Here is an 18,728-nt window from a genome sequence, read left to right on the forward strand (position 1 = left end):
AAGCGGGGCAACACGGCGCCTTTGTCGTGAAGTTTTGTGGGCTGTCGACGTTGATAGCCCTGGATGGAGGTGAAACAGCAATTTATGGGCCAGCTGTGCCGCCCCTTTCGCGGGCATGCCCGCTCCCACAGGGATATCGCAAGGCCTGAGGGCGTTGCTGCACCTGTGGGAGCGGGCGTGCCCGCGAAGAGGCCGGTACAGGCTATGCACCATGCAATGGCAACCCCACACCCCATGGCGCTATGCTGGGGCACATTCCAGCACGAGCCACTGCCCTCCGCCCATGTCCCAGGTGATTATCAAGACCCCCGCCCAACTCGACCTGATGCGCCGCGCCGGCCAGCTGCTTGCCCAGGTGTTCGCCGACCTCGACAGCTTCATCCGCCCCGGCGTGACAACCATGCAGATCAACGACCGCGCCGAGGCGTTCATCATCGGCACGCTCAAGGCTCGCCCGGCGAGCAAGGGCCAGTATGGCTTCCCCTATTCGCTCAACACCTCGGTGGACCATGTGGTGTGCCATGGAATGCCCAAGGTCGGTGAAGTGCTGAAAGAAGGCTCGATCATCAACGTCGACATCACCCTGGAACAAGGCGGCTATATCGCCGACTCGTCGAAGATGTACAGCATCGGGCCGATCAGCGATGAGGCGCAGCGCCTGATCGACACCACCTATGGCGCGCTATGGAAAGGCATCGAACAGGTACGCCCCGGGGCTACGCTGGGTGATATCGGCCATGCCATCCAGACCCATGCCGAAGCGGCGGGCTACAGCGTCGTGCGTGAGTATTGCGGGCATGGCATTGGCCAGCAGATGCATGAAGGGCCCGAGGTGCTGCACATTGGCCAGCGCGGGATGGGCCTGAAGTTGGAGCCGGGGATGGTGTTTACCATCGAACCGATGATCAACCAGGGCGGACGCGGGACGCGCACGCTGAAGGATGGCTGGACGGTGATTACCCGCGACCACAGCTTGTCGGCGCAGTGGGAGCATACCGTGGCGGTGACCGAGGATGGGGTCGAGGTGCTGACCTTACGGGAAGAAGAGCGTCGCCGCTGAAATTGCTACAGATCCTCTGAGGGAGCGGGTTCACCCGCGAACACCGGCAAAGCCGGTGCCATGCACCGTGTCGCATTCTTCGCGGGTAAACCCGCTCCCACAGGGGCCAGGCAGCGCCTGTTGGTTTTTTGCTCAATGCAGAAACAAAAAAAGCGACCCTAAGGTCGCTTTCTCTGTTACTTCCGGGTGTTCAGTAGGCCCTGGAAGTGGAATATGGCGCAGCGGACGGGACTCGAACCCGCGACCCCCGGCGTGACAGGCCGGTATTCTAACCGACTGAACTACCGCTGCGCTAAACATCGAGTGGTGGGTGATGACGGGATCGAACCGCCGACCCTCTGCTTGTAAGGCAGATGCTCTCCCGGCTGAGCTAATCACCCATGTCTCTCGGTGTGGCGCGCATTCTACGGGCGACTTTCCGCTCTGGCAAGCACTTATCAAACTTTTTGCAAATTTCTCGAAAACACCAAATCACAGGCACAAAAAAAGCGACCCTGAGGTCGCTTTCTCTGTTACTTCCGGGTGTTCAGTAGGCCCTGGAAGTGGAATATGGCGCAGCGGACGGGACTCGAACCCGCGACCCCCGGCGTGACAGGCCGGTATTCTAACCGACTGAACTACCGCTGCGCTAAACATCGAGTGGTGGGTGATGACGGGATCGAACCGCCGACCCTCTGCTTGTAAGGCAGATGCTCTCCCGGCTGAGCTAATCACCCTTCGTCTCGGTGTGGCGCGCATTCTACGGACGGCCCCGTACCCTGGCAAGCACTTTTTAAACTTTTTTCAAAAAAAACCTCAGGTCTTTCAAAGACCTAGCGTTGCCACGTGCATCTTTACATCCAGCCACAGCTACTGGCACTCCGACAGGGTTGGCCTGAGAGCACCGCTCGGAGAATAATGCCCGCCTTATGCATTAAGGAGAGATTGCCCCTCATGTGGTTCAAGAACCTGCTGACCTACCGCCTGACCCAGGAAGTCCCGTTCGAGCCTGAAGCGCTGGAAGCGGCCCTGGCCAGCAAGCCGGCCCGCCCCTGCGCCAGCCAGGAGCTGACCACCTATGGTTTCGTCGCGCCATTCGGCAAGGGCGAAGACGCTCCCCTGGTGCATGTCAGCGGCGAGTACCTGCTGATTGCCGCGCGCAAGGAAGAACGCATCCTGCCCAGCAGCGTGGTCAACGACGCGGTGAAGGAAAAGGTGGAAGAGATCGAGACCGAGCAGATGCGCAAGGTCTATAAAAAGGAACGCGACCAGATCAAGGACGAGATCATCCAGGCCTTCCTGCCGCGCGCGTTCATCCGCCGCTCGATGATCTTCGCCGCCATTGCCCCGCGCCTGGGCGTGATTCTGGTCAACTCGGCCAGCGCCAAGCGTGCCGAAGACCTGTTGTCGACCCTGCGTGAAGTGATGGGCTCGCTGCCGGTGCGCCCGGCCACCGTGAAAATCGCACCGGTTGCCACCATGACCGAGTGGGTCAAGTCGCAGGAAGCTGCCGAAGGGTTCTATGTGCTGGACGAATGCGAACTGCGCGACACCGCCGAAGATGGCGGTATCGTGCGCTGCAAGCGCCAGGACCTGACCGGCGAGGAAATCCAGCTGCACTTGAGCACCGGCAAGGTGGTTACCCAGCTGGCCCTGGCCTGGCAGGACAAGCTGTCGTTCATTCTGGATGACAAGATGGTGATCAAGCGCCTGAAGTTCGAAGAGCTGCTGCAGGAGCAGGCCGAGCAGGATGGTGGCGATGAGGCTGCCCAGCAGTTCGATGCCAGCTTCCAGCTCATGATGATGACCTTTGCCGAATTCCTGCCGGTGCTGTTCGAGGCGCTGGGTGGGGAAGAGATTCCGCAAGGGGTCTGACTGGTTTTGAAATGCCGGTGCTGGCCTGGGATATATCCTCAGACAGTACTGGCCTCTTCGCGGGCTTGCCCGCTCCCACAGGTACACCACAGTTTCTGAGTACTGTGGTGTACCTGTGGGAGCGGGCAAGCCCGCGAAGAGGCCAGTGAAATTCTTGAAGCTATGAAAACAGAAAAGGAATTGCCCCCATGCGTGCCCTCGCCGCCCTCAGCCGCTTCGTCGGCAATACCTTCGCCCTGTGGGTGCTGGTGTTCGCCGTACTGGCCTTCCTGCAACCGCAATGGTTCGTCGCCTTGAAGGTGGCCATCGTGCCGCTGCTGGGCCTGGTGATGTTCGGCATGGGCCTCACCCTCAAGCTCGATGACTTCGCCGCCCTCGCCCGCCAGCCCTGGCGAGTGATGCTGGGGGTGGTCGCGCACTTCGTGATCATGCCGGGCATGGCCTGGCTGTTGTGCCAGCTGTTCCACCTGCCGCCGGAAATTGCCGTGGGCGTGATTCTGGTTGGCTGCTGCCCGAGCGGGACAGCGTCGAACGTGATGGTCTGGCTGTCCCGCGGCGACCTGGCGCTGGCGGTGGCAATTGCCGCGGTGACCACCCTGCTCGCGCCGCTGCTGACCCCTGCGCTGATCTGGTTCCTGGCCTCGGCCTGGCTGCCGGTGTCCTTCATGGACATGTTCTGGTCGATCCTGCAACTGGTGATGCTGCCGATCGTGCTCGGCGTACTGGCCCAGCGGCTGCTTGGCGCGCGGGTGCAGGCGGCGGTGCAGGTGCTGCCGCTGGTGTCGGTGGTGAGTATCGTGATGATCGTGTGCGCGGTGGTGGCGGCCAGCCAGGCGAAAATCGCCGAGTCGGGACTGCTGATAATGGTGGTGGTGATATTGCACAACAGCTTCGGCTACTTGCTGGGGTACCTGACCGGCAAGCTGTGCAAGCTGCCATTGGCACAGCGCAAATCGCTGGCGCTGGAGGTGGGCATGCAGAATTCCGGGCTGGGCGCGGCACTGGCGGCGGCGCATTTTTCGCCGCTGGCTGCGGTGCCGAGTGCGTTGTTCAGCGTTTGGCACAATATTTCCGGGGCGCTGCTGTCGACCTGGTTCCGGCGCATGGGGGAACCTGTGGCAGAAGCTGAAGGTGGGGAGCCGGCCAGGCATTGATGTTGCCTGCACTGGCACTTTCGCGGGCACGCCCGCTCCCACAGAGATCTCCACAATCTTCAGACCTGTGCAGTACCTGTGGGAGCGGGCGTGCCCGCGAAAGGACCGGCACAGGCTTGCCCCTAGGGCTGCAGGTGTGCACCATGTATCCACTGTGAGGACGACCTCACGACGCACCGCGTGACCATTCCGGGGACGGCCCCATCATTCACAACGATGGAGATACACAATGTCCTGGGTCATCCTGTTCTTCGCCGGCCTGTTCGAGGTCGGCTGGGCCGTCGGCCTGAAATACACCGATGGCTTCAGCAAGCCACTGCCCACCGTCCTCACCGTCGCCGCCATGGCCATCAGCCTGGGCCTGCTGGGCATGGCCATGAAAGAGCTGCCGCTGGGTACCGCCTATGCCATCTGGACCGGTGTTGGCGCTGTCGGCACGGTGATCGCCGGCATCATCCTGTTCGGCGAGTCCATGGCCCTGGTACGCCTGGTCAGCGTGGCGCTGATCGTTACCGGCCTGGTCGGCCTGAAAGTCAGCGCCAGCTAACCCCCCCCTTAGCGCAGGTTGCCGCGCAGGCGGCTGACCTGCTCACGCAAGGCTTCTGGCTGCGCCGCCTCCACCGGGATGGCGGCGCCTGCCACGATGGTCACCCGCGACCACAGGCGCTTGAAAAAGCCCTTGGCCGGGTCACGACTGAAGAAGCTGCCCCACAAACCCTGCAAGGCCAACGGAATGACCGGCACCGGGGTTTCTTCGAGGATGCGGTTGACGCCGCCCTTGAACACATCGATCTCGCCATCCCCGGTCAGCTTGCCTTCAGGGAAGATGCATACCAGCTCGCCATCGGCCAGGTACTCGGCAATACGCGCGAAAGCACATTCGTAGATGGCCAGGTCTTCGTTGCGCCCGGCAATCGGGATGGCGCCTGCGGTGCGGAACACGAAGTTGAGTACCGGCAGGTTGTAGATCTTGTAGTACATGACGAAGCGGATCGGCCGGCGGATCGCCCCGCCCAGCAGCAGCGCATCGACAAACGACACGTGGTTGCACACCAGCAGCGCCGCGCCTTCGTCGGGGATGCGTTCGAGGTCGCGGTGCTGAACCCGGTACATCGAATGGCTGAGCAGCCAGATCAGGAAGCGCATGGTGAACTCGGGCACGATCCTGAAGATATAGGCGTTGACCGCGATGTTGAGCAGCGACACCACCAGGAACAGTTGCGGGATGGTCAGCTCGGCCAGGCCCAGCAGGATGATGGTGAGCACTGCCGACACCACCATGAACAGGGCGTTGAGGATGTTGTTGGCAGCGATCACCCGGGCGCGCTGGTCTTCGGCGGTGCGGGCCTGGATGAGTGCGTACAGCGGAACGATGTAGAAGCCGCCGAACACTCCAAGGCCGACGATCGACAGAAGGATCCACCAGGCCTGGCCCATGCCCAACAGCGCCAGCCAGTCATGCGGTGCCGCCGCAGCCGGCACATCGCCGGAGTGCCACCACCAAAGCAGGCCGAACAGGCTCAGCCCGAACGAGCCGAACGGCACCAGGCCGATTTCCACCTTGCGCCCGCTCAGGCGCTCGCACAGCAGCGAACCCAGGGCGATCCCCACAGAGAACAGGGTCAGCACCAGGGTCACCACGGTGCCATCACCGTGCAGCCAGTCCTTGGCATAGGCAGGGATCTGCGTGAGGTAGATGGCACCGACGAACCAGAACCACGAGTTGCCGACGATCGAGCGCGACACCGCCGGCGGCTGCCCAAGGCCCATGCGCAGGATCGCCCACGACTGCCTGAAGATGTTCCAGTCCAGCGACATTTGCGGCGAAGCGGCAGCGGCCCGCGGGATCCAGCGGCTGGCCAGGTAGCCGAGCACGGCGGTGCCGACCACGCCACCGGCCACCACGGTGGCATAGCTGTCGGCCGACATCATCACCCCGGCACCGATGGTGCCGGCAAGGATGGCCAGGAAGGTACCGGTTTCCACCAGCCCGTTGCCGCCGACCAGTTCTTCCTCGCGCAGTGCCTGCGGCAGGATCGAGTACTTCACCGGGCCGAACAGCGCCGAGTGGGTCCCCATGCCGAACAGCGCCACCAGCATCAGCGCCAGGTGGTTGGTGATGAAGCCGAGCGCGCCTACTGCCATGATCGCGATCTCGGCCAGCTTGATGGCCCGGATCAGCGCATCCTTGGCGAACTTCTCGCCAAACTGCCCGCCCAGCGCAGAGAACAGGAAGAACGGCAGGATGAACAGCAGGGCGCACAGGTTGACCCAGATCGAACGGTCACCCTCGCCCAGGCTGAGCTTGAACAGGATCGCCAGGATCAGCGACTGCTTGAACAGGTTGTCGTTGAAGGCACCCAGCGACTGGGTGATGAAAAACGGCAGGAAACGCCGCTTGCCGAGCAAGGTGAATTGCGAGGAGTGACTCATCGTCCTTGGTCCTGAGGGCTTTTCAATTGGAGGCGCGCCGGGCGCGACAAGCCACAAATCTGCATGGGAAATGCGCTGGCTGGCAAGCGCTCAAGGAGTTTGCAGGACTGTACCGGCTCTTTCGCGGGCACGCCCGCTCCCACACGGATATCACATCGCCGCACCTGTGGGAGCGGGCGTGCCCGCGAAAGGCCTGCGCAGCAAGCCTCTGTTGGCATATGCTGGCGCCCGGCAAAACAGAACAACAAGGATGTGGTCATGCTCGCCGCCATAAAACGCTACCCGCACACCGTACGCCTGCTGCTCACCACCACCTTCACCCTTACCGTCGCTCGCGCCCTTACCCTGCCCTACCTGGTGGTGTACCTGGCCGACAACTTCCAGCTGCCAATCAGCCAGATCGGCCTGCTGATCGGTGGTGCGCTGATCATCGCCTCGCTGCTGAGCCTGTATGGCGGCCACCTGGTGGATACCTTGCGCAACCACACACTGGTCAGCGCCAGCACCCTGCTGTTTGCCGCGGCCTTCATCGGCGCGGTCGTCAGCAATTCGGCGCTGCTGTTCTTTCTCTGCCTGGTACTGATCAACCTGGCCCTGGCAGTGGTCGACATCGCCGCCAAGGCGGGCTTCTGCGCCTTGCTGCCGGTGGAGGAACGGGCCGAGGTGTTCGCCATCAAGTACACCCTCAGCAACGTCGGCTACGCCGCCGGCCCGCTGCTGGGCGTGGCCATGCTGGAGCTGAACGACCATATGCCGTTCATCGCCTCCGCCCTGCTCGGCCTGGCTATGTGCCTGGCCTACTGGCGCCTGGGTGACCGCAGCCTGCAAGCCAATGCGCCGGACAAGCCCGGGGCCGGCTTTGGCCAGGTGGCGCTGGGGCTGGCCCGTGACCGGCGGCTGGTATGCTTCACCCTGGGCGGGGTGCTGAGCGCGGTGGTATTCGGCCAGTTCACCGCCTACCTGTCGCAGTACCTGGTGGTGACCAGCAGCCCGGCCGAGGCGGCGCGTCTGATCGGTTACCTGGTGACCACCAACGCAGTGACGGTGATTGCCCTGCAGTACCTGATCGGTCGCCGCATCAGCCGCCAGCGCCTGATCCCCTGGTTGCTGGCCGGCATGGGCCTGTTCATCGCCGGGCTGCTGGGCTTTGCCCTGGCCGGTTCGGCGCTGGCGTGGTGCCTGGCGATGCTGGTGTTCACCCTGGGCGAGATCATCGTGATCCCGGCCGAGTACATGTTCATCGACCTGATCGCGCCGGAGCACTTGCGTGGGGTGTATTACGGTGCGCAGAACCTGTCCAACCTCGGCGCGGCGCTGGGGCCGGTGATGGTGGGGTTTGCCCTGGTGCATCTGTGGCCAGGGGCGATCTTCTACCTGCTGGTGTTGTCGGTGATACTGGCGGGGGTGTTTTATTGGCTGGGTACCCGCAAAGGATGATGTCTGCTCTGCTGGCCTCTTCGCGGGTGAGCCCGCTCCCACAGGAACAGCGCCCCTTTCGAAGCCTGTGCAGTAACTGTGGGAGCGGGTTCACCCGCGAAAGGGCCGGCACAGGTTAAAGAGAACCCTGCGACCACCTGCCACTGCGACCATCGTCTGCGCTGACGAAGCGGCACCTGCGTGCCAGACTGATTGATCGGGACCGCGTTATCTTTTTGCTTCGGAGTATTCATGTCGTTGTCCAGCGGGCTGATCGCCGTGGTCGCCCTGGCCTATATGGCCATCATGTTCGCCATCGCCTTCTACGGCGACCGCCGCAGCACGCCGTTGCCGCCGAAGCTGCGTGCCTGGGTGTACAGCCTGTCGCTGGCCGTGTACTGCACCAGCTGGACCTTCTTCGGCGCGGTCGGCCAGGCCGCCGAACAGCTCTGGGCATTCCTGCCGATCTACCTTGGCCCGGTGCTGCTGCTGATCTTCGCGCCCTGGGTGCTGCAGAAGATGGTGCTGATCAGCAAGCAGCAGAACATCACCTCGATCGCCGACTTCATCGCCGCGCGCTACGGCAAGTCACAGTCCCTGGCAGTGGTCGTGGCGCTGATCTGCCTGATCGGTGTGCTGCCGTACATCGCTTTGCAGCTCAAGGGGATCGTGCTGGGCGTTAACCTGCTGATCGGCGCCAATGCCGACGCTACCGGCACCCGCGTGCAAGACACCGCGCTGGTGGTGTCGCTGGTACTGGCACTGTTCGCCATCGTCTTCGGTACCCGTAGCCTGGACGTGACCGAACACCACCGTGGCATGGTCCTGGCGATTGCCTTCGAATCGCTGATCAAGCTGCTGGCCTTCCTCGCCGTAGGCATCTTCATCGTCTTCAACCTGTATGACGGCTTCGACGACCTGTTCAGCCAGGCCCGCCAGTCGATCCACCTGCAGGACTATTGGCAGGAAACCATCAACTGGCCGTCGATGGTGGTGCAGACCGCCGTGGCGATGATGGCGATCATCTGCCTGCCACGGCAATTCCACGTCACCGTGGTGGAAAACATCGAACCCCAGGACATGCGCCTGGCACGCTGGGTATTCCCGATGTACCTGGCGCTCGCCGCGCTGTTCGTGGTGCCGATCGCGCTGGCCGGGCAGATGCTGCTGCCGGGCACGGTAATCTCCGATTCGTTCGTTATCAGCCTGCCGCTGGCCGAGGCACACCCGAGCCTGGCCCTGCTGGCATTCATCGGTGGTGCCTCGGCGGCCACCGGCATGGTCATCGTCGAGGCCGTGGCGCTGTCGACCATGGTCTCCAACGACATGCTGCTGCCCTGGCTGCTACGCCGTACCAACGCCGAGCGGCCGTTCGAGGCGTTCCGCCACTGGATGCTCTCGGTACGCCGAGTGACCATCGTGGTGATCCTGCTGCTGGCGTATGTCAGCTATCGTCTGCTGGGCTCCACCGCCAGCCTGGCGACCATCGGCCAGATCGCCTTTGCCGCCGTGACCCAGCTGACCCCGGCCATGCTCGGTGCACTGTACTGGAAACAGGCCAACCGCCGCGGTGTGTTCGCCGGCCTGGCCGCAGGTATTTTCCTGTGGTTCTACACCTTGGTGCTGCCGATTGCCGCGCACAGCGTGGGCTGGTCGCTGCAGCTGTTCCCAGGGTTGGCGTGGCTGCACGGCAACCCGCTGAGCCTGCCGATCAGCCCGCTTACCCAGGGCGTGGTGCTGTCGCTGGCGGGCAACTTCACCCTGTTCGCCTGGGTTTCGGTGCTGTCGCGCACGCGGGTGTCCGAGCATTGGCAGGCCGGCCGCTTCATCGGCCAGCAGACCAGCGCCAGGCCCAGCAGCAAGCCGCTGCTGGCGGTGCAGATCGACGACCTGCTGACCCTGGCCTCGCGCTTTGTCGGCGAAGAACGCGCCCGACAGAGCTTCATCCGCTTCGCCTACCGCCAGGGCAAGGGCTTCAACCCCAACCAGAACGCCGACGGCGACTGGATCGAACACACCGAACGCCTGCTGGCCGGCGTGCTCGGCACCTCGTCGACCCGCGCCGTGGTCAAGGCCGCCATCGAAGGCCGCGACATGCAGCTGGAAGACGTGGTGCGTATTGCCGACGAAGCCAGCGAGGTGCTGCAGTTCAACCGCGCCCTGCTGCAAGGGGCCATCGAGAACATCAACCAGGGCATCAGCGTGGTCGACCAGAACCTGCACCTGGTGGCCTGGAACCGCCGTTACCTGGAACTGTTCAACTACCCCGACGGGCTGATCAGCGTGGGCCGGCCGATCGCCGACATCATCCGCTACAACGCCGAGCGTGGCCTGTGCGGCCCGGGCGAGGCGCAGGTGCATGTGGCGCGGCGCCTGCACTGGATGCGCCAGGGCCGTGCGCACTCTTCCGAGCGCTTGTTCCCCAATGGCCGGGTGATCGAACTGATCGGCAACCCGATGCCGGGCGGCGGTTTCGTCATGAGCTTCACCGACATCACCCCGTTCCGCGAGGCCGAGCAGGCCCTGCGCGATGCCAACGAAAGCTTGGAACAACGGGTGGCGGAACGCACTCAAGAGCTGTCGCAGCTAAACCAGGCGTTGTCCGAAGCCAAGAGCCGTGCCGAAGCGGTGAGCCAGTCCAAGACCCGTTTCCTGGCTGCGGTAAGCCATGACCTGATGCAGCCGCTGAACGCCGCCCGGCTGTTCTCCGCTGCCTTGTCGCAGCAGGCCGAGGGCATGAATGAAGAGGCCCGGCAACTGGTGCAGCACATGGACAGCTCGCTGCGCTCGGCTGAAGAGCTGATCAGCGACCTGCTGGATATCTCGCGCCTGGAAAACGGCAAGATCACCCCGGATACCAAGCCATTTGCCCTCAACGAACTGTTCGACACCCTGGGCGCCGAATTCAAGGTGCTGGCCGCCGAGAAGGGCCTTGAGTTCCGCCTGCGCGGCAGCCGCCTGCGGGTGGACAGCGACATGAAACTGCTGCGCCGGGTGCTGCAGAACTTCCTGACCAACGCCCTGCGCTATGGCAAGAGCCCGATCCTGCTGGGCGCACGGCGCCAGGGTGAACAGTTGTGGCTTGAGGTGTGGGACCGTGGCCCGGGCATCGCCGACGACAAGCTGCAGGTGATCTTCCAGGAGTTCAAGCGCCTGGACAGCCACCAGACCCGCGCCGAGAAGGGTCTGGGCCTGGGCCTGGCGATCGCCGACGGCCTGTGCCGTGTGCTGGGGCACAAGCTGGAGGTGCGCTCATGGCCGGGCAAGGGCACGGTGTTCCGCGTCAGCGTACCGATTGCCCGGCAGGCCGCCACGGCGCCCACCGCCCCGGTGGAACAGGTCGGCCAGCCACTTGCCGGGCTGCAGGTGCTATGCGTGGACAACGAAGACAGCATCCTGATCGGCATGAACAGCCTGCTCAGCCGCTGGGGTTGCCAGGTGTGGACCGCGCGCAACCGTGCCGAATGCGAAGCCCTGCTGACCAAGGGCATGCGCCCGCACCTTGCACTGGTGGACTACCACCTGGACGACGGCGAGACCGGTACAGGGCTGATGGGCTGGCTACGCGCGCGCCTGGGTGAGCCGGTGCCGGGCGTGGTAATCAGTGCCGACGGCAGCAAGGAAACCATCGCCATGGTGCATGCCTCTGGCCTGGACTACCTGGCCAAGCCGGTCAAGCCGGCGGCCCTGCGCGCCATGCTCAATCGCCATCTGAGCCTGGTTCAGTAAGCGCTTCGTCCGGCAACGCCTCGTCGGAAAGCGCCCGCTCCAGCAGGTCGGCCGGCAGGCTCTTGCTGGCGCGGGCGCCCAGCAGCTTCAGCTGTTCGCTGCGGCTGACCAGGTTGCCGCGCCCTTCACACAGCTTGTTGCGCGCGGCGGCATAGGCCTTGTCCACCTGCTGCAGGCGGCTGCCCAACTCGTCCAGGTCCTGGATGAACAGCACGAACTTGTCGTACAGCCAGCCGGCGCGCTCGGCGATCTCGCGGGCGTTCTGGCCCTGGCGTTCCTGCTTCCACAGGCTGTCGATCACCCGCAAGGTGGCTAGCAAGGTGGTCGGGCTGACGATCACTATCTGCCGGTCGAAGGCTTCCTGGAACAGGTTCGGCTCCGCCTGCAGGGCTGCCGAGAAGGCGGCCTCGATCGGCACGAACAGCAGCACGAAATCCAGGCTGTGCAGGCCCTCGAGGCGGTTGTAGTCCTTGCTCGACAGGCCTTTGACGTGGCTGCGCAGTGACTGCACATGCTGCTTGAGCGCGGCCTCGTCGTTGCCGGCGACGAACTGCTGGTAGGCGGTGAGGCTGACCTTGGCATCCACCACTACCTGCTTGTCGCCGGGCAGCATGATCAGCACATCAGGCTGGAAGCGCTCGCCATCGGCGCTCTTGAGGCTGACCTGGGTCTGGTATTCGCGGCCCTTTTCCAGGCCGGCATGCTCCAGTACCCGCTCCAGGATCAGTTCCCCCCAGTTGCCCTGGGTTTTCTGGCCCTTCAGCGCCTGGGTCAGGTTGGTAGCTTCGTCGGACAGGCGCAGGTTGAGTTGCTGCAGGCGCTCCAGCTCCTTGCCCAGCGAGAAGCGCTCGCGGGCTTCCTGCTGGTAGCTTTCCTCCACACGTTTTTCGAAGGCCTGGATGCGCTCCTTGAGCGGGTCGAGCAACTGGCCGAGGTGCTGCTGGCTGGTCTGGGCGAAGCGCTGCTCGCGCTCGTCGAAAATCTTGGTAGCCATGTCGGCGAATTGAGCGCGCAGTGTGTCGCGGGCTTCCTGCAGGTCTTCCAGACGCTGTTGGTGGCTTTCCTGCTGCTCGCGCAGTTCGGCGTCCAGGCGTGCGGTCTGGGCCTCCAGGCGGCGCAGTTCGGCTTCGCGGTTGGCACGCTCGAGGTTCCAGGCGTGGGCGGCGTCACGGGCGTTGTCGCGGTCGATCTGCAGCAGTTCCAGCTCACGACCCAGGGCGGCCAGCTGGGTCTGCTTGACGGTGTTGGCTTCGCTGAGGTCGCTGACCTCGTCGCGGCTGGCGTCCAGTTGCGCCTGCAGGCCGGCCAGGGCCAGTTGGGCAGCATTGAGGCGCTCTTCGAGCAAGGCCTGCTCGCCTTGCCGCGCGCCCTGGCGGCGCTGCACCTGCATGACCCAACCCAGGCAAGGTACTGCACCTGCCACCAAGCCCAGCAGAATGCTGGCCAGATCCACTGTCATGCTTACCCCGAATGATCCTGGATGAATGCATCGCAGCTTATCAGCCTGAGCGGTGTGTTGCCTGCTCCGGCCTTTTCGCGGGTTCACCCGCGAAGAGGCCACTGCTGGCAATACACCTCAGGCATGGAACCACTGCCTCAAAAGCCGCCGCGCTTCCTGCGACCCCTGTCCCGCCGCCAGCTCCAGCCAGTACCGAGCCTGCTCCGGCTCGCTGTGCTGGCACAGCCGCGCAAACTCCAGCTGCGCACGCCGGTCACCAGCACGGGCGGCCTGGCGCAGCAGTTCATGGCCAATACGCCGGTCACGGGCATTGCCGCAATCGCGGCACAACATCTGCCCCAGGCGGCTTTGCGCCACGACCACGCCCTGACGCGCCGGCTGTTTCAACAGGCGCCCGGCAAGGTGCTTGACCTGCGGCTTGTCACCCAGGCGCGGGTTATCGAGCAGCCACAAAGCCACTTTGAGGGAGAAACGTTTGGGGGGAGGCGCAGGCATTGATGCAGAGGGGCTGGCGAGGGGTTTACCGCGAAACTTCATGAGCAACAGGTTTGGCAACTCGAAAGGCGCGCCACTCTACCCTTTTTCTTGCGCCTTGGCCTTTCTATTTCCGGAGGATTGAAAAAATTTTCAATGATCTTTTCTTGACGTTTTCAAGAGGATGACCAACAGGTCTTTCGGAGCACGTCGATTGTCGGACAGTACAATGTAGTGCTGGCACGCCCGTCCTAGAGCAAGCGCCGGGGACAATCCACAGTTCCTGTGGATAACTCGGTGGACAACCCCCTCCCATCCCCCGCAAACCCCTATGAACTGGGGCTTTCGCTCAAACTGACGATTTTTTCACCAGCTAAAAATAGTGTTTTTTTTCATTGACTTAACCGCCCAGTCAAGGCATTGGCGAGGCTGCCGCAGCGTGCTGCGAGGCAGTTGCAAGCAATGCTCCGAATGTGAACAAGTGCACCATAAACCTCATTTGAGTGCACGAAATCGGTACATCAGCCTGGATGCGGGCCTTTTGCTCCCTCTTCACAGCAGGGCAAATACGCGCCATACTGCCCGGCTCAGCTGAACAAACATGAAATGCTTGCCAAGCAGCGGTATTTCCGCTAAGGTGCGTCTCGTTAGTACCAAGCTGAAAGTCAATTCTGGCCTGAAGCGTCCTTGCAGAACCGCTCCTCCCAAGGGTGGCGCTGCTGAAACCAGGACCGGCCCATTCGATGATTCACTCGCAAGCCACGCGCTGCTCAAGCACGAATCACGTGACAGATTGATCAGGATCCCATACCGACGGCCTAGAACCTTGGCCCCGGCGTGCTGCCTGCCTTCCGAAGTACCTACCAGTCAGCCCATGCGCCCACCTTTGAATGCGCTCCCTCTGGCTGCCCTGTTCCAGTCAGGTTCGTTCGTCCCTTAATAAAGGCGTCACTGGAACGTTTCTATCATGCACGGATCATAACCCCCGTGTTTAAAGCAGGAACATCCAACAATATGCAAACTCATCATCAGATTCAGGCTGCAATTGGCACCCTCTCCCAGGCCTTCTCGCCGTTGAAGTGCCTCATCGTTGCCCCACGCAAGGGCAGCTTCAGCTTCACCCTGGTAGACGAACACGGCGTCGCTTGCCACACCGAGCGCCTGTACCCTGAACAGTACAGCCGCAGTGAACCGCTGCAGGCGGTCATCGCCCGAACCCGCCAGTCGCTCACCGCGTGAGCGGCGAATACTGCGGTATTCAAGCGCTGAATCATCCCATCGCAAGCCTGCCTGAACGTTCGTGGCGTAATTGCCTTAAGGCATATAGCCAGGAACGTCAGGCAGCAATCGATTTAAAAACAGCCCTTTACACCACGATTATCACACTACACTTCAACTCGAGCGGTGCTTGCCGCTTCCGGCGGGCCTGATCACTTACCAGCTGCCAAGCTCCAGCGCCCGTCCGGCCCTTAACTGCTCGAGGGCATCATGGGTATCGCGGCGAATGAATTGTGTCAGTATGTGATCCGACCTACCCTGGTCTACCTGAACCGTCACTGCGCCAGCGCCGAAGCCTTGTTGCTGGGCATCGCCGCCAGCCAGTCGGCCCTGGGGTCGGCCTTGCACGACCGTCGTGGGCATGGCCTGTACCGTATCGGCGAACACCGTCACCAGGCGATCTGGGACGACTACCTTGCCCGTGACCCCGACCTGGCAAGCCTGGTCCGCGGCTTGGCCAGCCAGCATGCCTTCCTGGGCGGCCCGCACCTGGAACTCACCGTAAACCTGCGCTATTCCACCGCAATTGCCTGGATGCTCGTTGAAGAGCAGGCCACGCCACTGCCTGCCGCCGACGACCTTCTCGCACTGGCGCGGATCTGGCGGCAGATTTTCAACCCCCAAGGTCGCCTGCGCGACTTCACCCACGCCTGGCATACCTGCATAGATCAGAGATTGCCGCAGGCATCTTAGGACGCGTCCTACAACGCACCCGGAAAAAAGGGAATTTTGGTCGGATTGTCCTACAAAACCGCTCTATCTCCTGCGATTGAGGCTATAGCGCGGCGCGTGAATTGTTGGTAGCTTTTCGCCCCGGAGATCCCAAGGAGTTCTAATAATGAAAAAAGTAATGCTCAAAGCCTCCCTCGGCGTAGCCGTCGCACTCGCTTCCAGCCAACTGCTCGCGAGCGGCTTCGCGCTGAACGAACAGAGCATCAGCAGCATGGGGACAGGTTTCGCGGGACGTTCTTCCTCTGCCGAAGATGCCAGTACCGTTTTTGGCAACCCGGCCGGCATGTCCCGCCTCAAGCGCGAACAGTTCACCGTGGGCGGCGCAGCCGTCATCGCCAAGACCGACATCTCGGGCCCGGGCAGCAATCTCGGGGGGGAAACCGATGGTGATATGGTGCCTGTCGTTGGCGTACCCATGGGTTACTACGTCAAACCGATCGACGACCACTGGAGCGTCGGCTTTGGTGTCTACGTACCGTTCGGCCTGGTAACCGACTATGGCAGCGATGACGCCGCACGTTACTGGGGCAAGAAGAGCCACGTACAGGTTGTCACATTCCAGCCGACCGTCAGCTACGCATTCAACGACAAGGTCTCGATCGGTTTTGGCCCGACCATCAACCGCATCGAGGGGGAATTGGGCTCGAACCTGATCAACCCGTTCACCCCGGGTCGTAATGACGGCGAAGTGAAGATCAAGGGTGACGATACTGCCGTCGGCTACAACATCGGTATCCTGGTACAAGCCACCGACCGCACCCGCGTCGGCCTGACTTACCACTCGATGGTCGACTACAAGCTCGAGGGCAAGACCCGTGTCAGCACCCCGCTGATCGGGCCGTTCAACGGCAACAAGTTCGACGCTACGCTGAAAATCAAGACACCAGAATCGGTCGACCTCTCGGTTACCCATGAACTGGACGACCAGTGGACCCTGTACGCAGGTAGCACCTGGACGCGTTGGAGCCGCCTGAAAGACATTACCGTGCAGAACGATGTTCCGGCACCACTGGCAGGTTCGGCGTTCCAGACCATCACCGAAGAGCAGAACTGGCATGATACCTGGGCTCATGCCATCGGTGCATCGTACAAGGTCAACAAGGAGTGGGTGCTGCGTACCGGCTTCACCGTCGACCAGGCGCCCACCAACAACCACGACCGCTCGCCGCGTATCCCGACTGGCGACCGCCGGATATTCAGCCTGGGTGCAGGCTGGAGCCCGAACGACGACATGACCATCGACGTCGCTTACTCCTACCTGTGGGAAGAGGACGTCAAGGTGAATCTGGCCAGCGCGACCAAGGGCAGCTACCGGGCCAAGTACGAGAACAGTGCTCACGGTATCGGTGCATCCCTTACCTACCGCTTCTGATTCGTACGCGCTATATGAAAAACCGCCCTCGTGGCGGTTTTTTCATGCCTGCACCTGCCAGCTGTCGCCCAGGCATTCGCGCAGGTAGTCCATGAACACACGCACCTTGGTGGTCATGGCGAAGCGGTCGGCCAGGCAAAGGTAGATATCCATCGGTTCGGTCTGGGCATAGGCCTGGCCGCTATCTCTGTATTCGAACAACGGTACCAGCTCCCCAGCGGCCAGGTGCGGCCGCACGATGAACTCGGCCAGGCGGGTGATGCCGCCATCGTGCAGTGCCATCTGGGTCAGGGCGTCTATGTCGTCGCTGATCAATACGCTGCCGAACTCTGCCTCGAACCGCAGCCCGTCGCGCATGAACCCCCAACGCAGGAAGCGCCCATCCACCGGGTAGCGGAACACCAGGCAGCGGTGCTCACGCAAGGCCTCGGGCGTGGCCGGCACGCCGGCGCTTTGCAGGTAACCGGGCGAGGCACAGCAAATGAACGGGATACGGGCGATATGCCGGGCCAACAATTGGTCTTCGAGTTGCGGAGCAATGCGCAGGCTCACGTCCACATCCTCCCGGGCGTGGTTGACCCGGCGATCAGTCGTTATCAACTCTATCGAAAGCAGTGGGTAGCGGGCACTGAACGCGGGTATCAATGGCGCCAGCACGTGACGACCGAAGGCGGACGTCGAAGCAATGCACAGCCGCCCTTGGGGCTCACTGTCGGGGGTGGTGACGGCCTGTTCGGCCAAGGCCAGGTCGCGCTCGATGTGCCTGACGCGTTCGTAATACTGGGTGCCAGCGGGTGTCAGCGCCATACTGCGGGTGGTGCGGCTGAGCAGGCGAACCTGCAAGTGGCCTTCCAGTCGCGCCAGGTTCTGGCTGACCGCGGCCGGGCTCAGGCCCAGATTGCGGGCCCCGGCGGCGATGCTGCCGGCTTCGACCACCTTGATGAAGCTGCGAATGACGTTGAGCAGATCCATGCTGAGCCCTGGATTCGTAAGAATCTCTTTATAAAGAACTCAATGCGGCTGGTCTACAGTTGCTACCGGATGCGTTGCTAACCTGCGCCTCTACTTACCTTTCAGGAGTTCGCATGAGCAACCTGTCCCAGACGCGCAGCCGACGCAAATTGCACCCGGGCGCCACGCCCTATGTTTTTGCCTTCTACATGTCCTCCATCATGGCGCTATTGATGTGTTTCGTGATCACGGCAGCGAATGGGGGGATCAACCCTGAATACCTTGGCAACGTGCTGAAGGCTTACCAGTTGGCGATGCCTGTGGCGTTCGTTTGTGTGTTGATGGTCAGGCCGGTGGTGGTGCGGTTGGTGACGATTACGGTGCATTCAAAGTGAGAGTAACCTGAAACCCAGGCAAGTCCCCTGCTCTTGCTCTTGCTCTTGCTCTTGCTCTTGCTCTTGCTCTTGATCTTGATCTTGATCTTGATCTTGATCTTGATCTTGATCTTGATCTTGATCTTGATCTTGATCTTCGCGACTTCAGGAGGCCGAGCAGAGGTCTTGCGGAGGGAGGTGACGGGCATGGATGCCCGTCAAGCGCTGAGGCCCCATGGATGGGGCCTGCAGCGCGTACTCCCGGGAGCAAGACCGGCGCGAGGGAACCCCGGAGCGCAGCGCAGGGGCCGGATGATGGGAGCGCAGCGTTTTTTGGTTACTTTTTGTCGCGTTTGACAAAAAGTGACTCGCCGTAAGGGCGAAAAGGTGAGTAAGCGTCGCCATCGTAAATGGACTATGCGCGAGATCAAAACCAGCACTT

15 protein-coding genes and 4 tRNA genes are annotated in these 18,728 nt (G+C 62.4%); 10 read left to right on the forward strand and 9 right to left on the reverse strand.

Annotated features, from left to right (window positions below):
- The first annotated feature begins 211 nt into the window (after positions 1-211).
- Positions 212-1,060, forward strand: coding sequence for a type I methionyl aminopeptidase (gene map, locus CAF92_RS20820; protein WP_085601809.1), 849 nt, complete (start codon positions 212-214; stop codon positions 1,058-1,060).
- Between the two features lie 214 nt (positions 1,061-1,274).
- Here the strand turns inward: map and CAF92_RS20825 are convergent.
- The 4 genes from CAF92_RS20825 to CAF92_RS20840 all read right to left on the reverse strand — a co-directional run bounded on the left by CAF92_RS20825 (position 1,275) and on the right by CAF92_RS20840 (position 1,776).
- A tRNA-Asp gene (locus CAF92_RS20825) sits at positions 1,275-1,351 on the reverse strand.
- Positions 1,352-1,364: 13 nt separating this feature from the next.
- Positions 1,365-1,440: transfer RNA gene (locus CAF92_RS20830), tRNA-Val, on the reverse strand.
- 170 nt (positions 1,441-1,610) lie between these two features.
- Positions 1,611-1,687 (reverse strand) — tRNA-Asp (locus CAF92_RS20835).
- A 13-nt stretch (positions 1,688-1,700) separates the two neighbouring features.
- Positions 1,701-1,776, reverse strand: a tRNA-Val gene (locus CAF92_RS20840).
- 217 nt (positions 1,777-1,993) lie between these two features.
- Between CAF92_RS20840 and rdgC the strand changes: the two genes are divergently transcribed.
- The 3 genes from rdgC to sugE all read left to right on the forward strand — a co-directional run bounded on the left by rdgC (position 1,994) and on the right by sugE (position 4,615).
- Positions 1,994-2,914 carry a recombination-associated protein RdgC gene (gene rdgC / locus CAF92_RS20845; RefSeq protein ID WP_013971401.1) on the forward strand — a complete coding sequence of 307 codons (921 nt, stop codon included), beginning with the start codon at positions 1,994-1,996 and terminating at the stop codon, positions 2,912-2,914.
- A gap of 188 nt (positions 2,915-3,102) precedes the next feature.
- Positions 3,103-4,068: a bile acid:sodium symporter family protein gene (locus tag CAF92_RS20850; protein WP_085601810.1), complete on the forward strand. Its 966-nt coding sequence runs from the start codon at positions 3,103-3,105 to the stop codon at positions 4,066-4,068.
- A 229-nt stretch (positions 4,069-4,297) separates the two neighbouring features.
- Positions 4,298-4,615: a quaternary ammonium compound efflux SMR transporter SugE gene (gene sugE / locus CAF92_RS20855; protein ID WP_085601811.1), complete on the forward strand. Its 318-nt coding sequence runs from the start codon at positions 4,298-4,300 to the stop codon at positions 4,613-4,615.
- Between the two features lie 8 nt (positions 4,616-4,623).
- On the opposite strand, the gene CAF92_RS20860 is transcribed toward sugE, so the two are convergent.
- Complete coding sequence (locus CAF92_RS20860) at positions 4,624-6,501, reverse strand: MFS transporter (RefSeq protein ID WP_085601812.1); 1,878 nt, start codon at positions 6,499-6,501, stop codon at positions 4,624-4,626.
- A 258-nt stretch (positions 6,502-6,759) separates the two neighbouring features.
- On the opposite strand from CAF92_RS20860, the gene CAF92_RS20865 reads away from it, so the two are divergent.
- Together CAF92_RS20865 and CAF92_RS20870 are read left to right on the forward strand one after the other, a co-directional pair.
- Entirely contained in the window at positions 6,760-7,938 is a 1,179-nt protein-coding gene (locus tag CAF92_RS20865; protein WP_046617169.1) for an MFS transporter, read from the forward strand.
- 231 nt (positions 7,939-8,169) lie between these two features.
- A complete protein-coding gene (locus CAF92_RS20870) occupies positions 8,170-11,646 on the forward strand; it encodes a hybrid sensor histidine kinase/response regulator (RefSeq protein ID WP_085601813.1) in 3,477 nt (1,158 codons plus the stop codon).
- Here the strand turns inward: CAF92_RS20870 and rmuC are convergent.
- Positions 11,618-12,991, reverse strand: a complete 1,374-nt coding sequence (rmuC, locus tag CAF92_RS20875) for a DNA recombination protein RmuC (RefSeq protein WP_161797643.1) — start codon at positions 12,989-12,991, stop codon at positions 11,618-11,620. The two genes, CAF92_RS20870 and rmuC, sit on opposite strands and share 29 nt — an antisense overlap.
- 231 nt (positions 12,992-13,222) lie before the next feature.
- The gene (locus CAF92_RS20880; RefSeq protein ID WP_085601817.1) at positions 13,223-13,642 is read right to left on the reverse strand and encodes a tetratricopeptide repeat protein; all 420 of its coding nucleotides are present in this window, start codon (positions 13,640-13,642) and stop codon (positions 13,223-13,225) included.
- Positions 13,643-14,593: 951 nt separating this feature from the next.
- Here CAF92_RS20880 and CAF92_RS20885 point away from each other — a divergent pair.
- The 3 genes from CAF92_RS20885 (at position 14,594) to CAF92_RS20895 (ending at position 16,961) form a co-directional block, all read left to right on the forward strand.
- A complete protein-coding gene (locus CAF92_RS20885) occupies positions 14,594-14,818 on the forward strand; it encodes a hypothetical protein (RefSeq protein WP_003257337.1) in 225 nt (74 codons plus the stop codon).
- Positions 14,819-15,067: 249 nt separating this feature from the next.
- Positions 15,068-15,550: a hypothetical protein gene (locus CAF92_RS20890; RefSeq protein WP_025338041.1), complete on the forward strand. Its 483-nt coding sequence runs from the start codon at positions 15,068-15,070 to the stop codon at positions 15,548-15,550.
- A gap of 145 nt (positions 15,551-15,695) precedes the next feature.
- Positions 15,696-16,961 carry an OmpP1/FadL family transporter gene (locus CAF92_RS20895; RefSeq protein ID WP_046617166.1) on the forward strand — a complete coding sequence of 422 codons (1,266 nt, stop codon included), beginning with the start codon at positions 15,696-15,698 and terminating at the stop codon, positions 16,959-16,961.
- 42 nt (positions 16,962-17,003) lie between these two features.
- On the opposite strand, the gene CAF92_RS20900 is transcribed toward CAF92_RS20895, so the two are convergent.
- Complete coding sequence (locus tag CAF92_RS20900) at positions 17,004-17,933, reverse strand: LysR family transcriptional regulator (RefSeq protein ID WP_085601814.1); 930 nt, start codon at positions 17,931-17,933, stop codon at positions 17,004-17,006.
- A 113-nt stretch (positions 17,934-18,046) separates the two neighbouring features.
- Between CAF92_RS20900 and CAF92_RS20905 the strand changes: the two genes are divergently transcribed.
- Complete coding sequence (locus CAF92_RS20905; protein WP_046617164.1) at positions 18,047-18,307, forward strand: DUF2798 domain-containing protein; 261 nt, start codon at positions 18,047-18,049, stop codon at positions 18,305-18,307.
- Here CAF92_RS20905 and CAF92_RS27085 read toward each other — a convergent pair.
- The gene (locus CAF92_RS27085; RefSeq protein WP_143516185.1) at positions 18,214-18,495 is read right to left on the reverse strand and encodes a hypothetical protein; all 282 of its coding nucleotides are present in this window, start codon (positions 18,493-18,495) and stop codon (positions 18,214-18,216) included. The genes CAF92_RS20905 and CAF92_RS27085 overlap by 94 nt on opposite strands.
- Positions 18,496-18,728: the final 233 nt, after the last annotated feature.

The sequence above is a fragment of the Pseudomonas sp. B10(2017) genome (assembly GCF_002113295.1).
Taxonomy (GTDB): domain Bacteria; phylum Pseudomonadota; class Gammaproteobacteria; order Pseudomonadales; family Pseudomonadaceae; genus Aquipseudomonas; species Aquipseudomonas pudica.